This is a genomic window from Albidovulum litorale, from assembly GCF_025751495.1.
Classification (GTDB): domain Bacteria; phylum Pseudomonadota; class Alphaproteobacteria; order Rhodobacterales; family Rhodobacteraceae; genus Albidovulum; species Albidovulum litorale.
Window position 1 is genome coordinate 874,377 of sequence record NZ_JAOWKZ010000001.1, and the last position, 15,688, is coordinate 890,064.

General features: G+C 63.3%; 12 protein-coding genes. 10 read left to right on the forward strand and 2 right to left on the reverse strand.

What is annotated here, in order from left to right; genetic code table 11:
- Window positions 1–14: 14 nt before the first annotated feature.
- Window positions 15–245, forward strand: a complete 231-nt coding sequence (locus OEZ71_RS04460) for a DUF1127 domain-containing protein (protein ID WP_263738708.1) — start codon at window positions 15–17, stop codon at window positions 243–245.
- A complete protein-coding gene (locus OEZ71_RS04465; RefSeq protein ID WP_263738709.1) occupies window positions 233–1,831 on the forward strand; it encodes a winged helix-turn-helix domain-containing tetratricopeptide repeat protein in 1,599 nt (532 codons plus the stop codon). Before OEZ71_RS04460 ends, OEZ71_RS04465 begins: the two co-directional genes overlap by 13 nt.
- A gap of 40 nt (window positions 1,832–1,871) precedes the next feature.
- Here OEZ71_RS04465 and hppD read toward each other — a convergent pair whose 3' ends face one another.
- Window positions 1,872–2,966 (reverse strand): 4-hydroxyphenylpyruvate dioxygenase, encoded by a 1,095-nt coding sequence (gene hppD, locus OEZ71_RS04470; protein ID WP_263738710.1) that lies wholly within the window; start codon window positions 2,964–2,966, stop codon window positions 1,872–1,874.
- Window positions 2,967–3,083: 117 nt separating this feature from the next.
- On the opposite strand from hppD, the gene OEZ71_RS04475 reads away from it, so the two are divergent.
- The 4 genes from OEZ71_RS04475 (at window position 3,084) to OEZ71_RS04490 (ending at window position 6,767) form a co-directional block, all read left to right on the forward strand.
- Complete coding sequence (locus OEZ71_RS04475) at window positions 3,084–3,557, forward strand: Lrp/AsnC family transcriptional regulator (RefSeq protein ID WP_263738711.1); 474 nt, start codon at window positions 3,084–3,086, stop codon at window positions 3,555–3,557.
- Window positions 3,558–3,563: 6 nt separating this feature from the next.
- Complete coding sequence (locus tag OEZ71_RS04480; RefSeq protein WP_263738712.1) at window positions 3,564–5,450, forward strand: monovalent cation:proton antiporter-2 (CPA2) family protein; 1,887 nt, start codon at window positions 3,564–3,566, stop codon at window positions 5,448–5,450.
- Between the two features lie 115 nt (window positions 5,451–5,565).
- Window positions 5,566–6,003, forward strand: coding sequence for a type II 3-dehydroquinate dehydratase (gene aroQ, locus OEZ71_RS04485; RefSeq protein ID WP_263738713.1), 438 nt, complete (start codon window positions 5,566–5,568; stop codon window positions 6,001–6,003).
- Entirely contained in the window at window positions 6,000–6,767 is a 768-nt protein-coding gene (locus tag OEZ71_RS04490) for an HpcH/HpaI aldolase family protein (RefSeq protein WP_263738714.1), read from the forward strand. The genes aroQ and OEZ71_RS04490 overlap by 4 nt, the downstream gene beginning before the upstream one ends.
- A gap of 220 nt (window positions 6,768–6,987) precedes the next feature.
- Here the strand turns inward: OEZ71_RS04490 and OEZ71_RS04495 are convergent, their stop codons facing one another.
- Complete coding sequence (locus OEZ71_RS04495; protein WP_263738715.1) at window positions 6,988–7,866, reverse strand: LysR family transcriptional regulator; 879 nt, start codon at window positions 7,864–7,866, stop codon at window positions 6,988–6,990.
- 230 nt (window positions 7,867–8,096) lie between these two features.
- Between OEZ71_RS04495 and OEZ71_RS04500 the strand changes: the two genes are divergently transcribed.
- The 4 genes from OEZ71_RS04500 to OEZ71_RS04515 all read left to right on the forward strand — a co-directional run bounded on the left by OEZ71_RS04500 (window position 8,097) and on the right by OEZ71_RS04515 (window position 15,687).
- The gene (locus OEZ71_RS04500; protein ID WP_263738716.1) at window positions 8,097–10,541 is read left to right on the forward strand and encodes a GcvT family protein; all 2,445 of its coding nucleotides are present in this window, start codon (window positions 8,097–8,099) and stop codon (window positions 10,539–10,541) included.
- A 24-nt stretch (window positions 10,542–10,565) separates the two neighbouring features.
- Complete coding sequence (locus OEZ71_RS04505) at window positions 10,566–11,603, forward strand: alcohol dehydrogenase catalytic domain-containing protein (RefSeq protein ID WP_263738717.1); 1,038 nt, start codon at window positions 10,566–10,568, stop codon at window positions 11,601–11,603.
- Window positions 11,604–14,048 carry a GcvT family protein gene (locus tag OEZ71_RS04510; RefSeq protein WP_263738718.1) on the forward strand — a complete coding sequence of 815 codons (2,445 nt, stop codon included), beginning with the start codon at window positions 11,604–11,606 and terminating at the stop codon, window positions 14,046–14,048.
- Between the two features lie 85 nt (window positions 14,049–14,133).
- A complete protein-coding gene (locus tag OEZ71_RS04515; RefSeq protein ID WP_263738719.1) occupies window positions 14,134–15,687 on the forward strand; it encodes a trimethylamine methyltransferase family protein in 1,554 nt (517 codons plus the stop codon).
- The last annotated feature ends 1 nt before the right edge of the window (window position 15,688 follow it).

A 15,688-nucleotide genomic window follows, 5' to 3' on the forward strand; every position in this document is an offset into this window, starting at 1 on the left:
TCAGGAGGCACGAAATGGCCGACATTACCCTTCATCACACCCTGCCCCACCCGCTCAGCCGAATTCAATCCGTCTGGAAGACATACAAGCTGTGGAATCTGAAACGGCAGGCAGACGCGGAACTCCGCGCGGCGGTCGAACGCCTCGCGGCGCTCTCGCCGCATTATCTGGACGACATCGGAATCGCACCGATTGATCTCACTGGAACCAATGCGACGCCACAGGCGCCCGCGTGTCGCGCTTGACACGGATTGTCTCTCTCCGCGAGCATGCCGCTTCCATCGCGGAGCGTGAAGGCATGGCGGACAACAATCAGGATGGGCGCATTGCACTCGGACCGGTATCGCTCGACGTCCACAATGGCACGCTCAGCCGCGACGGTGAGACGATTGAACTGCGCGCCAAGTCCTTTGCGCTCTTGTGCCATCTGGCGCGCAATAGGGGCCGTGTGGTGACCAAGGCGGAGCTGCTCGACACGATATGGCCCGATGTGACCGTCACCGAGGATTCCCTGACCCAGACGATCAGAGATATCCGGCGCGCCCTCGGTCCTGACGCAAGCGACATGATCCGCACGGTGCCAAGGCGTGGCTACATGCTCGCAGAGGCGACCGACCTCGCAGAGTCCGGGCTGAGCACCAGCCGAGATCTGCCGCGCATCGCGATCCTGCCGTTCGCAGATCAGACCGGCCAACCGGAACTCAGCGCCCGCATCGAGTTCGTGAATGACGGGATCGGAATGGGTCTGGCAAGGTTCCGGACCCTGACCGTCATCGCGCGCCATTCGGTTGAATCCGCCGTCGAAGATGCCGGGCGCGACCTCGTCCGCGTGGGGGAAAAACTGCGGGCGGACTACCTTGTCGACGGCACGGCACGCCCGGGACCCAACGGACCGGTCCTTGCGCTCCGTCTCAACGACTGCGCGGACGGTTCAATGGTCTGGGCCGAGATTTTCGATTGCTCCGGCGACGCGATCCTGACGCTGCAGGACGACGCGACAGTCCGGATCGTCGGCCAACTCGCCTCGGCGCTCCTGATCGAAGGGCGAAGCAGCTCGGTGGAACGGCCAACTTCCAACGTGACCGCGTTCGACCACTACGCGAAAGCGATGGCCCTGATGCGGCGGGCGGACCCGGCTCTGATCGATGAATCGCGCGTGCATCTGGAGCAGGCAATCGCGGTCGATCCCGGTTTCGGCCTCGCCTGGTCCTGGCTCGCCTGGGCGGAACTGGCCCAGCATGGCTATGGTCTTGCCAGCGACGAGGTTCGGCAGCGCGCGCGCACTTACGCGCAACGCGGCGTTGAAATCGCTCCGGCCGAACCGCGCACGCTGGCCGCGCTCGGCTACGTGCAGTCGTTTACCGGGGAGTATGAAGCTGCAGAGGCCAATATCTCACAATCGCTGAGGCTGAACCCGTCGAGTGCGGACAGCCTGCACGACATGGCGATCCTGATGCTTGTTCGGTGCAGGCCCGCCGAGACACTGAACTGCCTGGCACGGTTGGACGAAATCCAGCCGATCCGCAGTGGCCATTATTATGTGATCCAGTTCGAGGCGCTCTATCAGCTCCGCCGCTATGAAGAAGCGGCGCAGGCGATGGCGCGCGTTGCGCACCCCGATCTGCGCCAGCGGGTCTGGGCTGCCGCAATCGCAGCGCAGCTCGGCCGCGATGACGACGTCCGGCGGCACCTCGGCGCCGTAGCGGCTGAAGCGCCGGACTGGAATCACCTTGCGGCCGCCGAGAGGTCTTATACGTACGAACACCCGGGTGAGCGCGAGCACATGCTGGACGGCATCCGAATGGCACTGGCGATCTGGCGGAAAGGCTGAGGGGCGCGTCGCTTGCCGGACGCTACCCCCGCCCCCTCCCTTAGCTCGCCTTGAGAACGCCCCGTGCGATCTGGTCGGCCTCGATGGATTCGAACAAGGCCTTGAAGTTGCCCTCGCCGAACCCGTCATCGCCCTTCCTTTGAATAAACTCGAAGAAAATCGGCCCGATCACGGTCTTCGAGAAGATCTGCAATAAGATCCGCGTCTCGCCGCCGTCGACCACGCCTTCGCCGTCAATCAGAACGCCGTGCTTTTCCATCTTGTCGAGCGGCTCCTCATGGCCGACCACCCGGTCGCGGCTCATCTCGTAATAGCTCATCGGCGGTTTCGGCATGAACCGCAGGCCGCGGTCGTGAATGGCGTCGGTCGCGCCATAGATATCCTCGGTCCCGACCGCGATATGCTGGATCCCCTCGCCCTTGTACCGTTTCAGATACTCGACGATCTGGCCCTTCTCGCCCCGGTCCTCGTTGATCGGGATGCGGATGCGGCCGCAGGGTGAGGTCAGCGCCCGTGAGTACAGGCCGGTGAATTTGCCCTGAATGTCGAAGAAGCGGATTTCCCTGAAGTTGAAAAGGTCACCATAGAACCTGAACCACGTGTCCATATTGCCCTTGTGGACATTGTGGGTCAGGTGATCGAGATAGTAGAAACCCACGCCTTCCGGTTTTGACTTCGACAGCCAGTCGAATTCCTTATTATAGGGCGAGGTCTCGTAGTACTTGTCGATGAAGTAGATCAGCGACCCGCCGATGCCACGGATCGCGGGTACGTCCATCGTCTTGTCGTCGCCCTCATAGGGCTCGGCCCCCATCGCGACGGCATGGTCGAAAGCGTGTTTCGCATCGACCACCCGCCAGCCCATCGACGGTGCGCAGGGCCCGTGTTCTGCGACAAAGCGCGCGGCAAAGCTGCCGGGCTCGGCGTTCAGGATGTAGGTGATATCGCCCTGCTGCCAAAGCTCGATATCCTTCGAACGATGGCGCCCCACAAGCTCATATCCCATCCGGGCGAAAAGCTGCCGAAGCTCCTCTGGTTCGGGATGGGCAAACTCGACGAATTCGAACCCGTCGGTTCCGGCGGGATTGGTTTCGGATATCACCGATTTCGGGGCGGAATGGGGAAATGGACCCATGAAATTCTCCTGTGCGCATTCATGGTCATTTTACCGCACCTGTCACGCATCTGTTGCGCATTTGAAATAAGAACTTGATGTACATATGCGCGTTTTCCGCGCTATACTTGCAAAATCATGCAAGATTCACGCATCACGCTCGATGAGACCGACTCACGGCTCCTGGCCGCGCTGCAACGCGATGCGCATCTGACCTCGCAGGAGCTGGGCGAAGAGTTGAACCTCTCGCCCAGCCAGGCGGGTCGCAGACGCCAGCGGCTGGAGGCCGAGGGGCTGATCCAGAGCTATGCCGCAAAACTCGATCCCCTGCGCCTCGGCCTTGCCGTTCAGGCCTTCGTTCAGGTCCAGATGGCCCGTCACGGGGCCGACACAACGACGGCCTTTTCCCGCCTCGTCGCCACCCAGCCCGAGATCACATCTGCGTGGACCCTGACCGGAGAGGCGGATTATCTACTCCGCGTCTATTGCGAAGACCTCGCAGGCCTGAACAGACTGATCCATCAGGTCCTGCTCGCCCACCCCGCCGTTTCACGGGTTCAAAGCCAGATCGTGATGGACCAGTTCAAACCCGACGCCCCTTTGCCGACTTAGGATTTCATGGAAAGTTTTCTGTTTCAGGCTTCGCTTTATCTGATCGCCGTGGTGTTGGCGGTGCCCGTCGCCTCACGCCTCGGGCTCGGGTCGGTCTTGGGCTACCTCGTCGCCGGGATCGTCATTGGCCCGGTCTTCGGGTTTGTCGGATCGGAAACCAAGGACCTTCAGCATTTTGCCGAGTTCGGCGTGGTGATGATGCTCTTCCTCATCGGGCTAGAACTGGAACCGCGCGCTCTGTGGAGCATGCGCGATCGGCTTCTGGGCCTTGGAGGGCTGCAAATCGTGGTGACGGCGCTTGTCGTCACACTTGGCGCGCTGGCCCTTGGCCAAAGTTGGCGCATTTCGCTGACGCTCGGAATCATCCTGTCGCTGTCCTCGACCGCGATCGTGCTGCAAACCCTGTCCGAGAAAAGCCTCATGCCGACACAGGGCGGGCGCAGCGCCTTCTCCGTGCTGCTCATGCAGGATATCGCCGTCATCCCGATGCTGGCCTTCCTGCCGCTTTTGGCGCTGCCCGGCGCGCGTGCACTCGCAAAGGCGCAGGCGGCCGAAAGCCATGCCGCCTTGCCCTTCCTGCAGCAGCTTCCGGGCTGGGGCGTGACGCTGGTGACGCTCGGTGCCGTCGCCGCCGTGGTTCTTGCCGGGCATTATGTGATCCGGCCGCTTTACAGCTTTGTTCACCGGGCCCGGCTGCGCGAGGTCAATACCGCGCTCGCGCTCATGATCGTCGTGACCATCGCCACGCTCATGCTGATGGTCGGCCTCTCACCCGCACTCGGCGCCTTCCTCGCGGGTGTTGTCCTCGCCAACTCCGAATTCAAGCACGAGATCGAATCCGACATCGCCCCCTTCAAGGGCCTGCTGCTCGGCCTCTTCTTCATCACCGTCGGCGCGGGCATCGATGTCGACACGCTGCTGACGCAGCCAGTCAGAATCGCCGCACTCGCGCTTGCCCTCATGGTCGCCAAGGGCGCGGTGCTTTACGGTCTCGGCAAGCTCTTCAAGCTCAAGGGCCGCAATCAGTGGCTCTTCACCCTCGGCCTTGCCCAGGCGGGTGAATTCGGCTTCGTGCTCACCGCCTTCGCCGTCAAGCAGCGCATCCTGCCGAATGCACTTGCAGGGGAACTTCTGCTCGTCATCGCTCTCTCGATGTTCCTCACGCCCCTCGCCTTCATCCTGCACGACGTGCTGGCCAAGCGGATGAAGGATGAAGGCGAAACCCACGAGGCCGACGAGATCGATGAACAGCAGCCCGTCATCATCGCCGGCGTGGGGCGCTTCGGGCAGGTCGTGAACCGCATGGTGACGATGTCGGGCATTCACACCACGGTTCTCGATCACGATCTGAAGGTGATCCAGCTTCTAAGGAAATTCGGGTTCAAGGGCTATGTCGGCGACCCCACCCGTCCCGAGCTTCTGCGCGCGGCGGGGCTGGCACAGGCGAGCGTTCTCGTTGTCTGCCTCGACGACCGTGACGCGGCGACCCGACTTGTGGCCTATGCCCGCCGCCAGCGAGACGACCTGCATATCATCGTCCGCGCGCGCGACCGCGAACATGTCTTCGAACTCTACCGGGCGGGTGCCGATGACATCGTGCGCGAGTATTTCGACGGCGCACTGCGGATAGGCCGCTATGTGCTGGAGAATGTGGGCCTGTCGGAATACGAGGCGCGCGAGATGGAGAAGACCTTCTTCAAGATGGACCGCGCCGCCGTACGCGAGCTTGCCGAGGTGTGGAAACCCGGCGTCCCGACCGAAAAGAACGCCGAATACATCGCCCGCGCCAAGGAACTGAACCGGGAGCTTGAGGCCGCCCTGCTCAGCCGCCACGCGAAGACCCGCGCAGAGATTGCCGAGGACGAGGCGCGCACCGATACAGCCGCAGAATAGGTCGGAACCGGGCGGCAACTCGGCAACATCCGCCTCTGCCGCGCTCCCGGACCGTTGCAGGCACACATGCTTTCGACCATCATCGCCGCAGCCCGCAAATCTGGACCCGTCAACCATGCAGCCGATCCTCGTTCTCAACGGCCCCAATCTGAACCTGCTCGGCACCCGCGAGCCGACGATCTACGGGCATGAAACGCTCGCCGATGTCGAGGCGCTCTGCGCCGCGACGGCCAAGGTCCATGGCCTGACCGCCGAATGCCGCCAGTCGAACCGCGAATACGAGCTGATCGACTGGATCCAGGGCGCGCGCGGCACCGCCTCCGCCGTCGTCATCAATCCCGGCGCCTTCACCCATACCTCGGTCGCGATCCTCGATGCGCTCTCGGCCTTCGAAGGACCGGTGATCGAGGTCCATATCTCGAACATCCACAAGCGCGAGCCGTTCCGGCACCATTCCTATGTCTCCGGCCGCGCTGACGCGGTTATCGCCGGGGCGGGCGTGCAGGGCTATGCCTTTGCCATCGAACGCGCCGCCCGTCTGGTGAAGGCGTGACGGAGCTCGCCCCGAACCGCTTCAAGCGCCGCCTGCAGGCGGGCGAGACGCTTTACGGGCTCTGGTCCACGATCCCCGACGCGATGGCGGTGGAGGCGCTGGCGGGCGCGGGTTTCGACTGGATGGTGCTCGACACCGAACATACCTCGGTCGAGGTCAGCCAGATCCTGTCGCTCCTGCAGGCCGCTGCACCCCACCCGACCGATTGCATCGTCCGCCCCGTGGTGAACGACACCGCGCTGATCAAGCGTCATCTCGATCAGGGCGCCCAGACCCTGATCCTGCCACAGATCCAGTCGGCGGACGAGGCCGCCTCCGCCGTTGCGGCGGTGCGCTATCCGCCTAGGGGCGCGCGCGGCGTTGCGGGCACGATGCGGGCGGCCGGTTATGGCCGAATCCGCGACTATGCCAAACGCGCCGACGATGAAATCTGCCTGATCCTGCAGGTCGAAACCGCCGCAGCCATGGAGCGGCTGGAGGAGATCGCTTGCGTTGACGGGGTCGATGCGATCTTCATCGGCCCCTCGGACCTCGCAGCCTCCATGGGCCATCTCGGTGAACCGGGCCATCCCGAGGTGCGCGCGGCGATCCTGTCCGCCATTGACCGGCTCAATGCCATCGGCAAACCCGCGGGCCTTCTCTCGCTCGACCCCGACTTTGGCCGCACAGCCGTCACCCGCGGCGCAGGCTTCGTCGCGGTTGGCCTCGACATGGCGCTACTGGTCAACGCCGCCGACAGCCTCGCCCGGTCATTCCGGGTCTGAACCCGCTGCCGCTTGATCCTGCCGGAAACACTTCCGTGCAGAGCGCCGGCTCCACCCCTTCAGAATGCTTGGCACGCTGCGAAACCGTGTTGTTTGGGATCGGCCATTTTCGGACATTGCCCCATGCGCAACACAAGCCGGGCGAAGGACCTTCCCCCTTGACGGCAGCTACGTTCTTGAAAGCCGAAAATACGATCGGCTGACACACGACTGTATTGTGTCAAACCCGCCGACGCGCAGTCTGCCGCTCTACCGGCCCAAAATGTGTCCGCAGGATCTGTAACAGGCGCCGGTGGAGGGGCCGGTGGCGGTTGCGGATGTGGAAGCCTGCATAGATCGGCAACAGGATCGGCGGCGCATCCGCGACCAGACGGCAAGTCCCGGCACGTTGCAGCTTTTCGGCGGAATCGCGAAGGACGTAGGCCGTGCCGCCCATGGTTTCCAATAGCGACACCATCGCGGCGTTCTGGCCGATGGACAGGCTCGTCTTGGCAAGCTCTGGCAGAAGGTTCGCATGGATCCGCGGCAAGGCATCCGAGAAATGCGGCATGATGTAGGTCTCTCGTCGAACCTCTGACAGGCGGTCGGTTTCGGTCGAGACCATCAGATAGCGAATCTCACCCAGCGTCTCGAAATAGAGATCCGGGTGGAAGCGGGGAGTAAAAAGGATCGCGATATCCTCGATCCCGGTCGCAAGGTCCGAACTCATTTGCGCGGAATAGTCGGCCTCGAACAGGAAGGCAGCCTCGGGCAGTGTCGCGCGAAAGTCGCGAATGAGTTCGGAAAAATGGATGCCGACGAGATCGGCCTGAATGCCCACCCTGACCGTCACCGCCCCGCTGCCGAGATCGCGGATCGCATACCGCGCCTCGGTCCAGTCGTGCTGCAGCGTCCGGGCATGGGGGACGAAGCGCAGCCCCTCGGTCGTCAGTTCGGTGCCTGCGCGCGACCGGATGAACAGCCGGTGGCCCAAAGCGGCTTCCAGCGCCTTCACCCGGCCCGACACCGTCGATTGCGTAACACCGAGCCGGTCGGCGGTGCGGTTGAAGCTGCGCGTTTCGCTCAGATCAAGGAAGGTTTCGATCAGTTCGATCTGCATCCGGCTGCCTCCCCGCAACGAATTCCACGCTGCCAATCCTGTCTTTTATCCGTTCGCTGAACCCAGACCAGACCGCCGCCGGCTCCCGCGACACGTTTGGATCGGTCATAAGAAGTCGTGGACATTAGCGCCCCTCTAATCGGATGTGCCGATTAATAAGTCGTGACCTCACGAATTGAAAGTGGCGCCTCCCTGCGTCAATACTCCGGCCACATTTCAGGGAGAGCGAGATGGCCGGGATTCCTTCGACAGCGCGTGTGGTGATCATCGGGGGCGGCGCCGTCGGCGTCTCATCCCTCTACCATCTGGCCAAGGCCGGATGGACCGATTGCGTGCTTCTGGAAAAGAACGAACTGACCGCCGGTTCGACTTGGCACGCGGCGGGCAACGTGCCGACCTTTTCGACCTCGTGGTCGATCATGAACATGCAGCGCTATTCGACCGAACTCTACTCGCGCCTTGGCGCCGAGGTCGACTATCCGATGAATTACCATGTCACCGGCTCGGTCCGCCTTGCGCATTCGAAGGAGCGGATGCAGGAGTTTCAGCGCGCCAAGGGCATGGGCCTCTATCAGGGTATGAACCTTGAGGTGCTGGGCGTTGACGAGATCAAGGGCAAGTATCCCTTCATCGAGACCCACGATCTGGCCGGTGCGCTCTATGACCCGGCCGACGGCGACATCGACCCCGCGCAGCTGACGCAGGCCTTGGCCAAGGGCGCGCGCGATATGGGCGCAAAGATCCTGCGCTTCACGCCCGCGACCGGTGTCAGCCGCGAGAACGGCGAATGGATCGTCCATACGGAGAAGGGCGATATCCGCTGCGAATACGTGGTCAATGCCGCAGGCTATTACGCCCAGAAGGTCGGCGAGTGGTTCAAGCCCTATGGCGGGCGCACCGTGCCGATGATGGTGATGAGCCATCAATATGTCCTGACCGAGCAGGTGCCGGAGATCGAGGCATGGTCAAAGGAAGTCGGCCACAAGCTGCCGCTGCTGCGCGATGTGGACGTGTCCTATTACCTGCGGCAGGAAAAGGGCGGCTTCAACATCGGACCCTATGAGCCGAACTGCAAGGCGCACTGGGTCAACCCGTCCGACCCGATGCCGGACGATTTCTCGTTCCAGCTTTACCCCGACGATCTCGACCGGATCGAGGAGATTGTCGCGGATGCGATGGAACGCGTGCCGCTCGCCGGGACGGCCGGTATCAGCCGCATCATCAACGGGCCCATCCCATACGCTCCCGATGGCAACCCGTTGATCGGTCCAATGCCCGGCGTGCCGAACGCGTTCGAAGCCTGTGTCTTCACGTTCGGCATCGCCCAGGGCGGCGGGGCGGGCAAGGTGCTGGCCGAGTGGATCACCGAGGGCTGCACGGAGTGGGACATGTGGTCCTGCGATCCGCGCCGCTACACCGATTATACCGACCGCGAGTATTGCATCGAAAAGGGAAAGGAAGTGTACGGCAACGAATATGCCATGCATTTCCCCTGGCACCGCTGGCCCGCCGCACCCGACCGCAAGGTTTCCCCGGTCCATGACAAGATCAAGGAGCTTGGCGGCCAGATGGGGGCCTATAACGGCTGGGAACGGGCCAACTGGTTCGCACAGCCGGGCGACGACACCTCTGAGGCGGCGACGCATACCTGGGGCCGTTCGGGCCCTTGGGAGCAGCGGATCAAGGAAGAATGCGAGGCGGTGCGTGACAGCGTCGGCGTCCTGAACCTGCCGGGCTTTTCGCGCTTCTGGGTGCAGGGCGAAGGTGCCGACGACTGGTTGCGCGGCTTCTGCACCGGCGGCATTCCAAAGGTCGGGCGGATGAACCTGATTTATGTCGCCGACAAGCGCGGCCGCATCCTGACCGAGCTTTCGTGCATCCGGCTTGCGGAAAACAGTTTTGTCCTGATCACGGCGGCCACCGCGCAGTGGCATGACGGCGAACTGATCCGCAATTCGGTGCCCGAGGGCGTGACGGTGCGCGAAACGACGACGGAGCGTGACTGCCTGATCATCGCCGGGCCGAAATCGCGCGATCTTCTGGCAGGCATCTCGGACGCCGACCTCTCCATGGGCTGGCTGACCCATCAGCACGCGACGGTCGCGGGCAGGAAGGCCTTCCTGATCCGTGTTTCCTTCGCAGGCGAACTCGGCTGGGAGGTGCATGCCGAAAACGCCGAGATGCCCGAGATCTATGACGCGGTGCTGGCGGGTGGGGCGAAACCCTTCGGCATGTGGGCGTTGAACAGCTTGCGCATCGAAAAGGGCTACCGCGCGTGGAAGGGCGATCTGTCGACCGATTATTCACTGCTGGAAGGCGGGCTGGAACGCTTCGTCAGGTTCGACAAGCCGCAGGATTTCACCGGCAAGGCCGCGCTTCTGGCGGAAAAGCAGCGCGGGGTAAAGAAAAGCTTCGTCACGCTCATCGTCGACGCCAAGGATTGCGACGCGCCCTACATGTCGACGCTCTGGCATGACGGCAAGGTCGTCGGCGAAACCACGTCCGGCGCATGGGGTTACCGAGTGAACGCCTCGGTCGCTCTCGGCATGGTGCGGGCCGATCTGGCGGTGCCGGGGACCGAGCTGGAGGTCGAGATCTACGGAGAACGCTGCCGCGCGGTGGTGCAGCCCGACCAGCCGCTCTGGGATCCCGAAAACGCCCGGATCCGGGCCTGAACCATCCTGCGGAAGGAAGGCGCAATGTCTGTCCCATCCACGATGTTCGGCGTGCAGCTGACCGGCCATGGCGGCCCGGAAATGCTTGCATGGTCGGACAGCATTCCGGTGCCGCACCCCGGCAAGGGCGAGGTGTTGGTCAAGGTTCTGGCCGCCGGCGTGAACCCGACGGACATCAATACCCGCGTCGGCTGGTATGCCCGCAACGAGGACGCCGAGGGCGGCGGATGGGGCGGCGCGCTTCACTTTCCCCGCATTCAAGGCGGTGACCTTTGCGGTCGCGTTGTGGCGCTTGGCGAGGGTGTGGAAGGTCTCGAGATTGGCGCGCGGGTGATCTGCCCGGTCAACCAGGCCGAACCGACCCCGGACAATCCGATGGGCTTCGTGGCGATCGGCTCTGAATACGACGGCGCGTTCGCCGAGTATTGCTGCGTCCCGGCCCGTCATCTCTACGACGTGACCCCCTCGCCCCTGTCGGATATTGAAATCGGGGCCATGCCCTGCGCTTACGGTACGGCACATAACCTGCTGACCCGGTCCGGCGTCGCGTCGGGCGACCGCGTACTCATCACCGGTGCGTCTGGCGGCGTCGGCTATGCCGCCGTGCAACTGGCCCTGCTGTGCGGGGCACAGGTGACGGCGCAATCTTCTGCTGCCAAGTCGGCCCATGTGCGGGCCACCGGTGCCGCGGTGATCGACCGCGAAGCCGATCTTGACGCCGCATCCTTCGACGTGGTGATCGACATTGTCGGTGGTTCGCGCTGGATGCAGCGGCTGGACGCATTGCGCCCCGGCGGCCGCTACGCCACGTCGGGCGCGATCGCGGGGCCGATGGTCGAGGCAGATCTCAGGACTATCTACCTCCATGACCTGACGATCTTCGGCTGCTCGCACCAGTCCGGCGACACTTTCGCGGGTCTCGCAGACATCATCAATTCCGGCGCGCTCCGCCCGCTTGTCTCAAAGACCTACCCACTGCGCGAGATTGTGGCCGCGCAGGAAGACCTTCAGTCGGGCAAGTATCCCGGCAAACTTGTGCTCATTCCCCAGGAGAAGACTTAAATGTCCCAGCTACCCTCAAAGGCCCGCGTGGTCATCATCGGCGGCGGTGTCGTCGGCTGTTCGGTGGCCTATCACCTGACCAAGCTTGGCTGGAAGGATGTTGTGCTTCTGGAGCGCAAGCAGTTGACCTGTGGCACGACCTGGCATGCGGCGGGCCTGATCGGCCAGTTGCGCGCCTCGGCCAACATGACCAAGCTCGCCAAATACTCCGCCGATCTCTATGGCGGGCTGGAGACCGAGACCGGGCTTGCGACCGGCTTCAAGCAGGTAGGGTCTATTTCCGTCGCGCTGACCGATGCGCGGAAAGAGGAGTTGTTCCGTGGGGCGTCGATGGCCCGCGCCTTTGGCGTTCCGGTTGAGGAACTGTCGCCGCAGGAGGTCAAGGACCGCTACCAGCATCTGAACATCGAGGGTGTGAAGGCCGGGGTCTGGCTGCCCACGGACGGTCAGGGCGACCCGGCGAACATCGCGCTCGCTCTCGCCAAGGGCGCCCGCCAGCGCGGTGCCGTGGTGGCCGAGGGTGTAAAGGTGACCGGCATCAAGGTCGAAGGCCGCCGGGCGAAGTCGGTGTCCTGGGAACAGAACGGCGAACAGGGCGTGATCGAGGCCGATCACATCGTAAACTGCGCCGGGATGTGGGGCCATGAGGTCGGCCGCATGGCGGGCGTCAATGTGCCCTTGCATGCCTGCGAGCATTTCTACATCGTGACCGAGGCGATCCCCGGTCTGACCCAGATGCCGGTGCTGCGGGTGCCGGATGAATGCGCCTATTATAAGGAAGATGCGGGCAAGTACCTCTTGGGCGCGTTTGAACCGAACGCCAAGCCCTGGGGCATGAACGGCATTTCCGACGATTTCTGTTTTGACCAGTTGCCCGAGGATTTCGACCATTTCGAACCGATCCTAGAACGCGCAGTCGAGCGTCTGCCGATGCTGGCCGAAGCTGGCATCCACACCTTCTTCAACGGGCCGGAAAGCTTCACGCCCGACGACGCCTACAATCTTGGCCTGTCGCTGGAGGTGGACAATTTCTGGGTTGCCGCCGGGTTCAACTCCATCGGCATCCAGTCCGCCGGAGGCGCGGGCATGGCCTTGGCCGAATGGATGGAGACGGGCGAGAAACCCTTCGACCTCGGCGATGTGGACGTGGGCCGCAACCAGCCGTTTCAGGGCAACAAGCACTACCTATTCGAGCGCTCCAAGGAAACGCTGGGCCTCCTTTACGCCGACCATTACCCCTATCGCCAGAAGGCCACCGCGCGCGGCGTGCGGCGGACGCCCTTCCACGCGCATCTGGACGCGCAGGGGGCAGTTTTCGGCGAGATCGGCGGCTGGGAACGGGCGAACTGGTTCGCGAACGAAGGGCAAGAGCGGGAATATCAGTACAGCTGGGGGCCGCAGAACTGGTTCGGCAATCAGGCAGCCGAGCACAAGGCGGTGCGCACCAATGTCGGCATGTATGACATGTCCTCCTTCGGCAAGATCCGGGTCGAAGGGCGCGATGCCGAGGCTTACCTGAACCATATCTCGGGCGCCGACATGTCGGTGGCACCCGGCAAGATCGTCTATACCCAGTTCCTGAACAAGACGGGCGGGATCGAGGCCGACGTGACCGTGACGCGGCTTTCCGAGACCGCCTATCTGGTCGTCACCCCCGCAGTGACCCGGCCCAAGGATCAGGCCTGGATGCGCCGCCATATCGGCGATTTCAACGTCGTGATCACCGATGTGACGGCGAGTGAAGGCGTGCTGGCGGTGATGGGGCCGAATGCGCGGAAACTCATGCAGGCGGTCAGCCCCAACGATTTCTCGAATGAGGTGAACCCCTTCGGCACGGCGCAGGAGATCGAGCTGGGCATGGGCCTCGCCCGGGTGCACCGCGTCTCATATGTCGGCGAGCTGGGGTGGGAGATCTATGTCTCCTCCGACATGTGCGGTCATGCCTTCGAGACGCTCTGGGAAGCGGGGCAAGGCATGGGTCTGAAGCTCTGCGGCATGCACATGATGGATAGCTGCCGGATCGAGAAGGCGTTCCGCCATTTCGGCCATGACATCACCTGCGAGGATCATGTGCTGGAGGCGGGCCTCGGTTTTGCCGTGAAGACCGCGAAGCCCGATTTCATCGGCCGCGATGCGGTGTTGCGGAAGAAGGAGGCGGGGCTTGAGAAGCGCATGGTGCAGTTCAGGCTGACCGAACCCGGCGTGATGGTCTATCACAACGAACCGCTGATCCGCGACGGCAAGATCGTCAGTTACCTCTCGTCGGGCGCCTATGGCCACCATCTGGGGGCCGCCATCGGCATGGGCTATGTGCCCTGCAAGGGCGAAAGCGCCGCCGATGTGCTGGCGTCGGATTATGAGGTCGAGGTGGCGGGCCGCCGGGTGAAGGCCGAGGCCTCGCTGGCGCCGATGTATGACCCGAAATCCGAACGTGTGCGGATGTGATTGAGCGGCCGGGGGTTTTCCACCCCCGGACCCCCGGAGAGTATTTCTGAACAGAAGAAGCCAATGGCTTTTAGGGAGAGCGGCAATGTCGGATGAAGCCATGAATTGCGAGCCGCGGCGCGCGGCACGGGCAGGCGGACGCGAGGCGCGGCGGGCGGCACGGGCCGCACCGCTGTCGGATGCGATCCGGCCGGTGCGCGCGGGGATGTCGGGCGGCCAGTACAAGCCGCTGACCGAAGCGGGTGTGGAGAAGATCCATCAGGCGGCGCTGGAGGCATTGGAAGTCATCGGCCTGTCGCAGGCCCCTGCCTCGGGCATTGAGGCGATGACCGGCGCGGGTGCGGTTCTTGGCGACGATGGCCGCATCCGGTTTCCCCGCGCGCTGGTCGAGGACATGCTGGCGGTCGCCGCGCGCGACATCACGCTTTGCGCCCGCGATCCAAAGCATGACCTGCATCTGTCGGGCACGAAGGTGCATTACGGCACGGCGGGGGCGGCGGTGCATATCGTCGATCCGGTGACACTCGACTACCGCGAGTCCACAGCACAGGACCTTTATGACGCGGCGCGGCTGGTCGACAATCTCGACAATATCCATTTCTATCAGCGGACCATGGTCTGCCGCGATGTGGTCGACAATCAGGAGATGGACCTCAACACGCTTTATGGCTCGCTTGCGGGCACGAAGAAGCATGTCGGCACCTCGTTCAGCGATCCCTCCCATGTCGCCAAGTGCTTCGACCTCATTCACATGGTCGCGGGCGGCGAGGAGAAATGGCTCGAGCGGCCTTTCGTGTCGAACTCCAACTGTTTCGTCGTGCCGCCGATGAAGTTTGCCGAGGAAAGCTGCATCGTGATGGAGGATTGCATCCGGCGCGGTATGCCGGTGCTGCTCTTGTCGGCCGGTCAGGCCGGCGCCACGGCCCCTGCCCCAATCGCGCTGACCATCGTTCAGGCGGTTGCCGAATGCCTTGCCGGTGTTGTCTATGTCAACGCAGTGAAGAAGGGCGCGCCCGCGATCTTCGGCACATGGCCCTTCGTTTCCGACCTGCGCACCGGCGCCATGTCGGGCGGCTCGGCCGAACAGGCACTGCTGACAGCGGGCTGCGCGCAGATGCACCGCTATTACAACCTGCCGGGTGGCGCCGCCTCGGGCATTTCGGATTCGAAACTGCCGGACATGCAGGCGGGCTGGGAACAGGGCATCACCAATGCGCTCGCCGGTCTTGCGGGACTGAACATGTGCTATGAGGCAGTGGGCATGCATGCCTCGCTGCTGGGGTTCTGCCTCGAAAGCCTGATCCTTGGCGACGACCTTCTGGGTCAGGCCATGCGGTTGGTGCGCGGAATCGACGTGACGGAAGATTCGACCTCCATCGAAGCGATGAAGCAGGTCTGCGTCGGGGGGCCCGGCCACTATCTCGGGTCCGACCAGACGCTGAAGCTGATGCAGACGGAATACATCTATCCGAGTGTCGCGAACCGGATGAGCCCGAAGGAATGGAACGAGGCGGGCAAGCCGCTGCTGCTGGACGCGGCGATTGCGCGAAAGAACGAGATCCTGTCCAAGGCTGGATGCCTGATCGACCCGGACCTCGATCAAAAAATCCGGGCGAAATACAACATCTACTTCCGGTAAG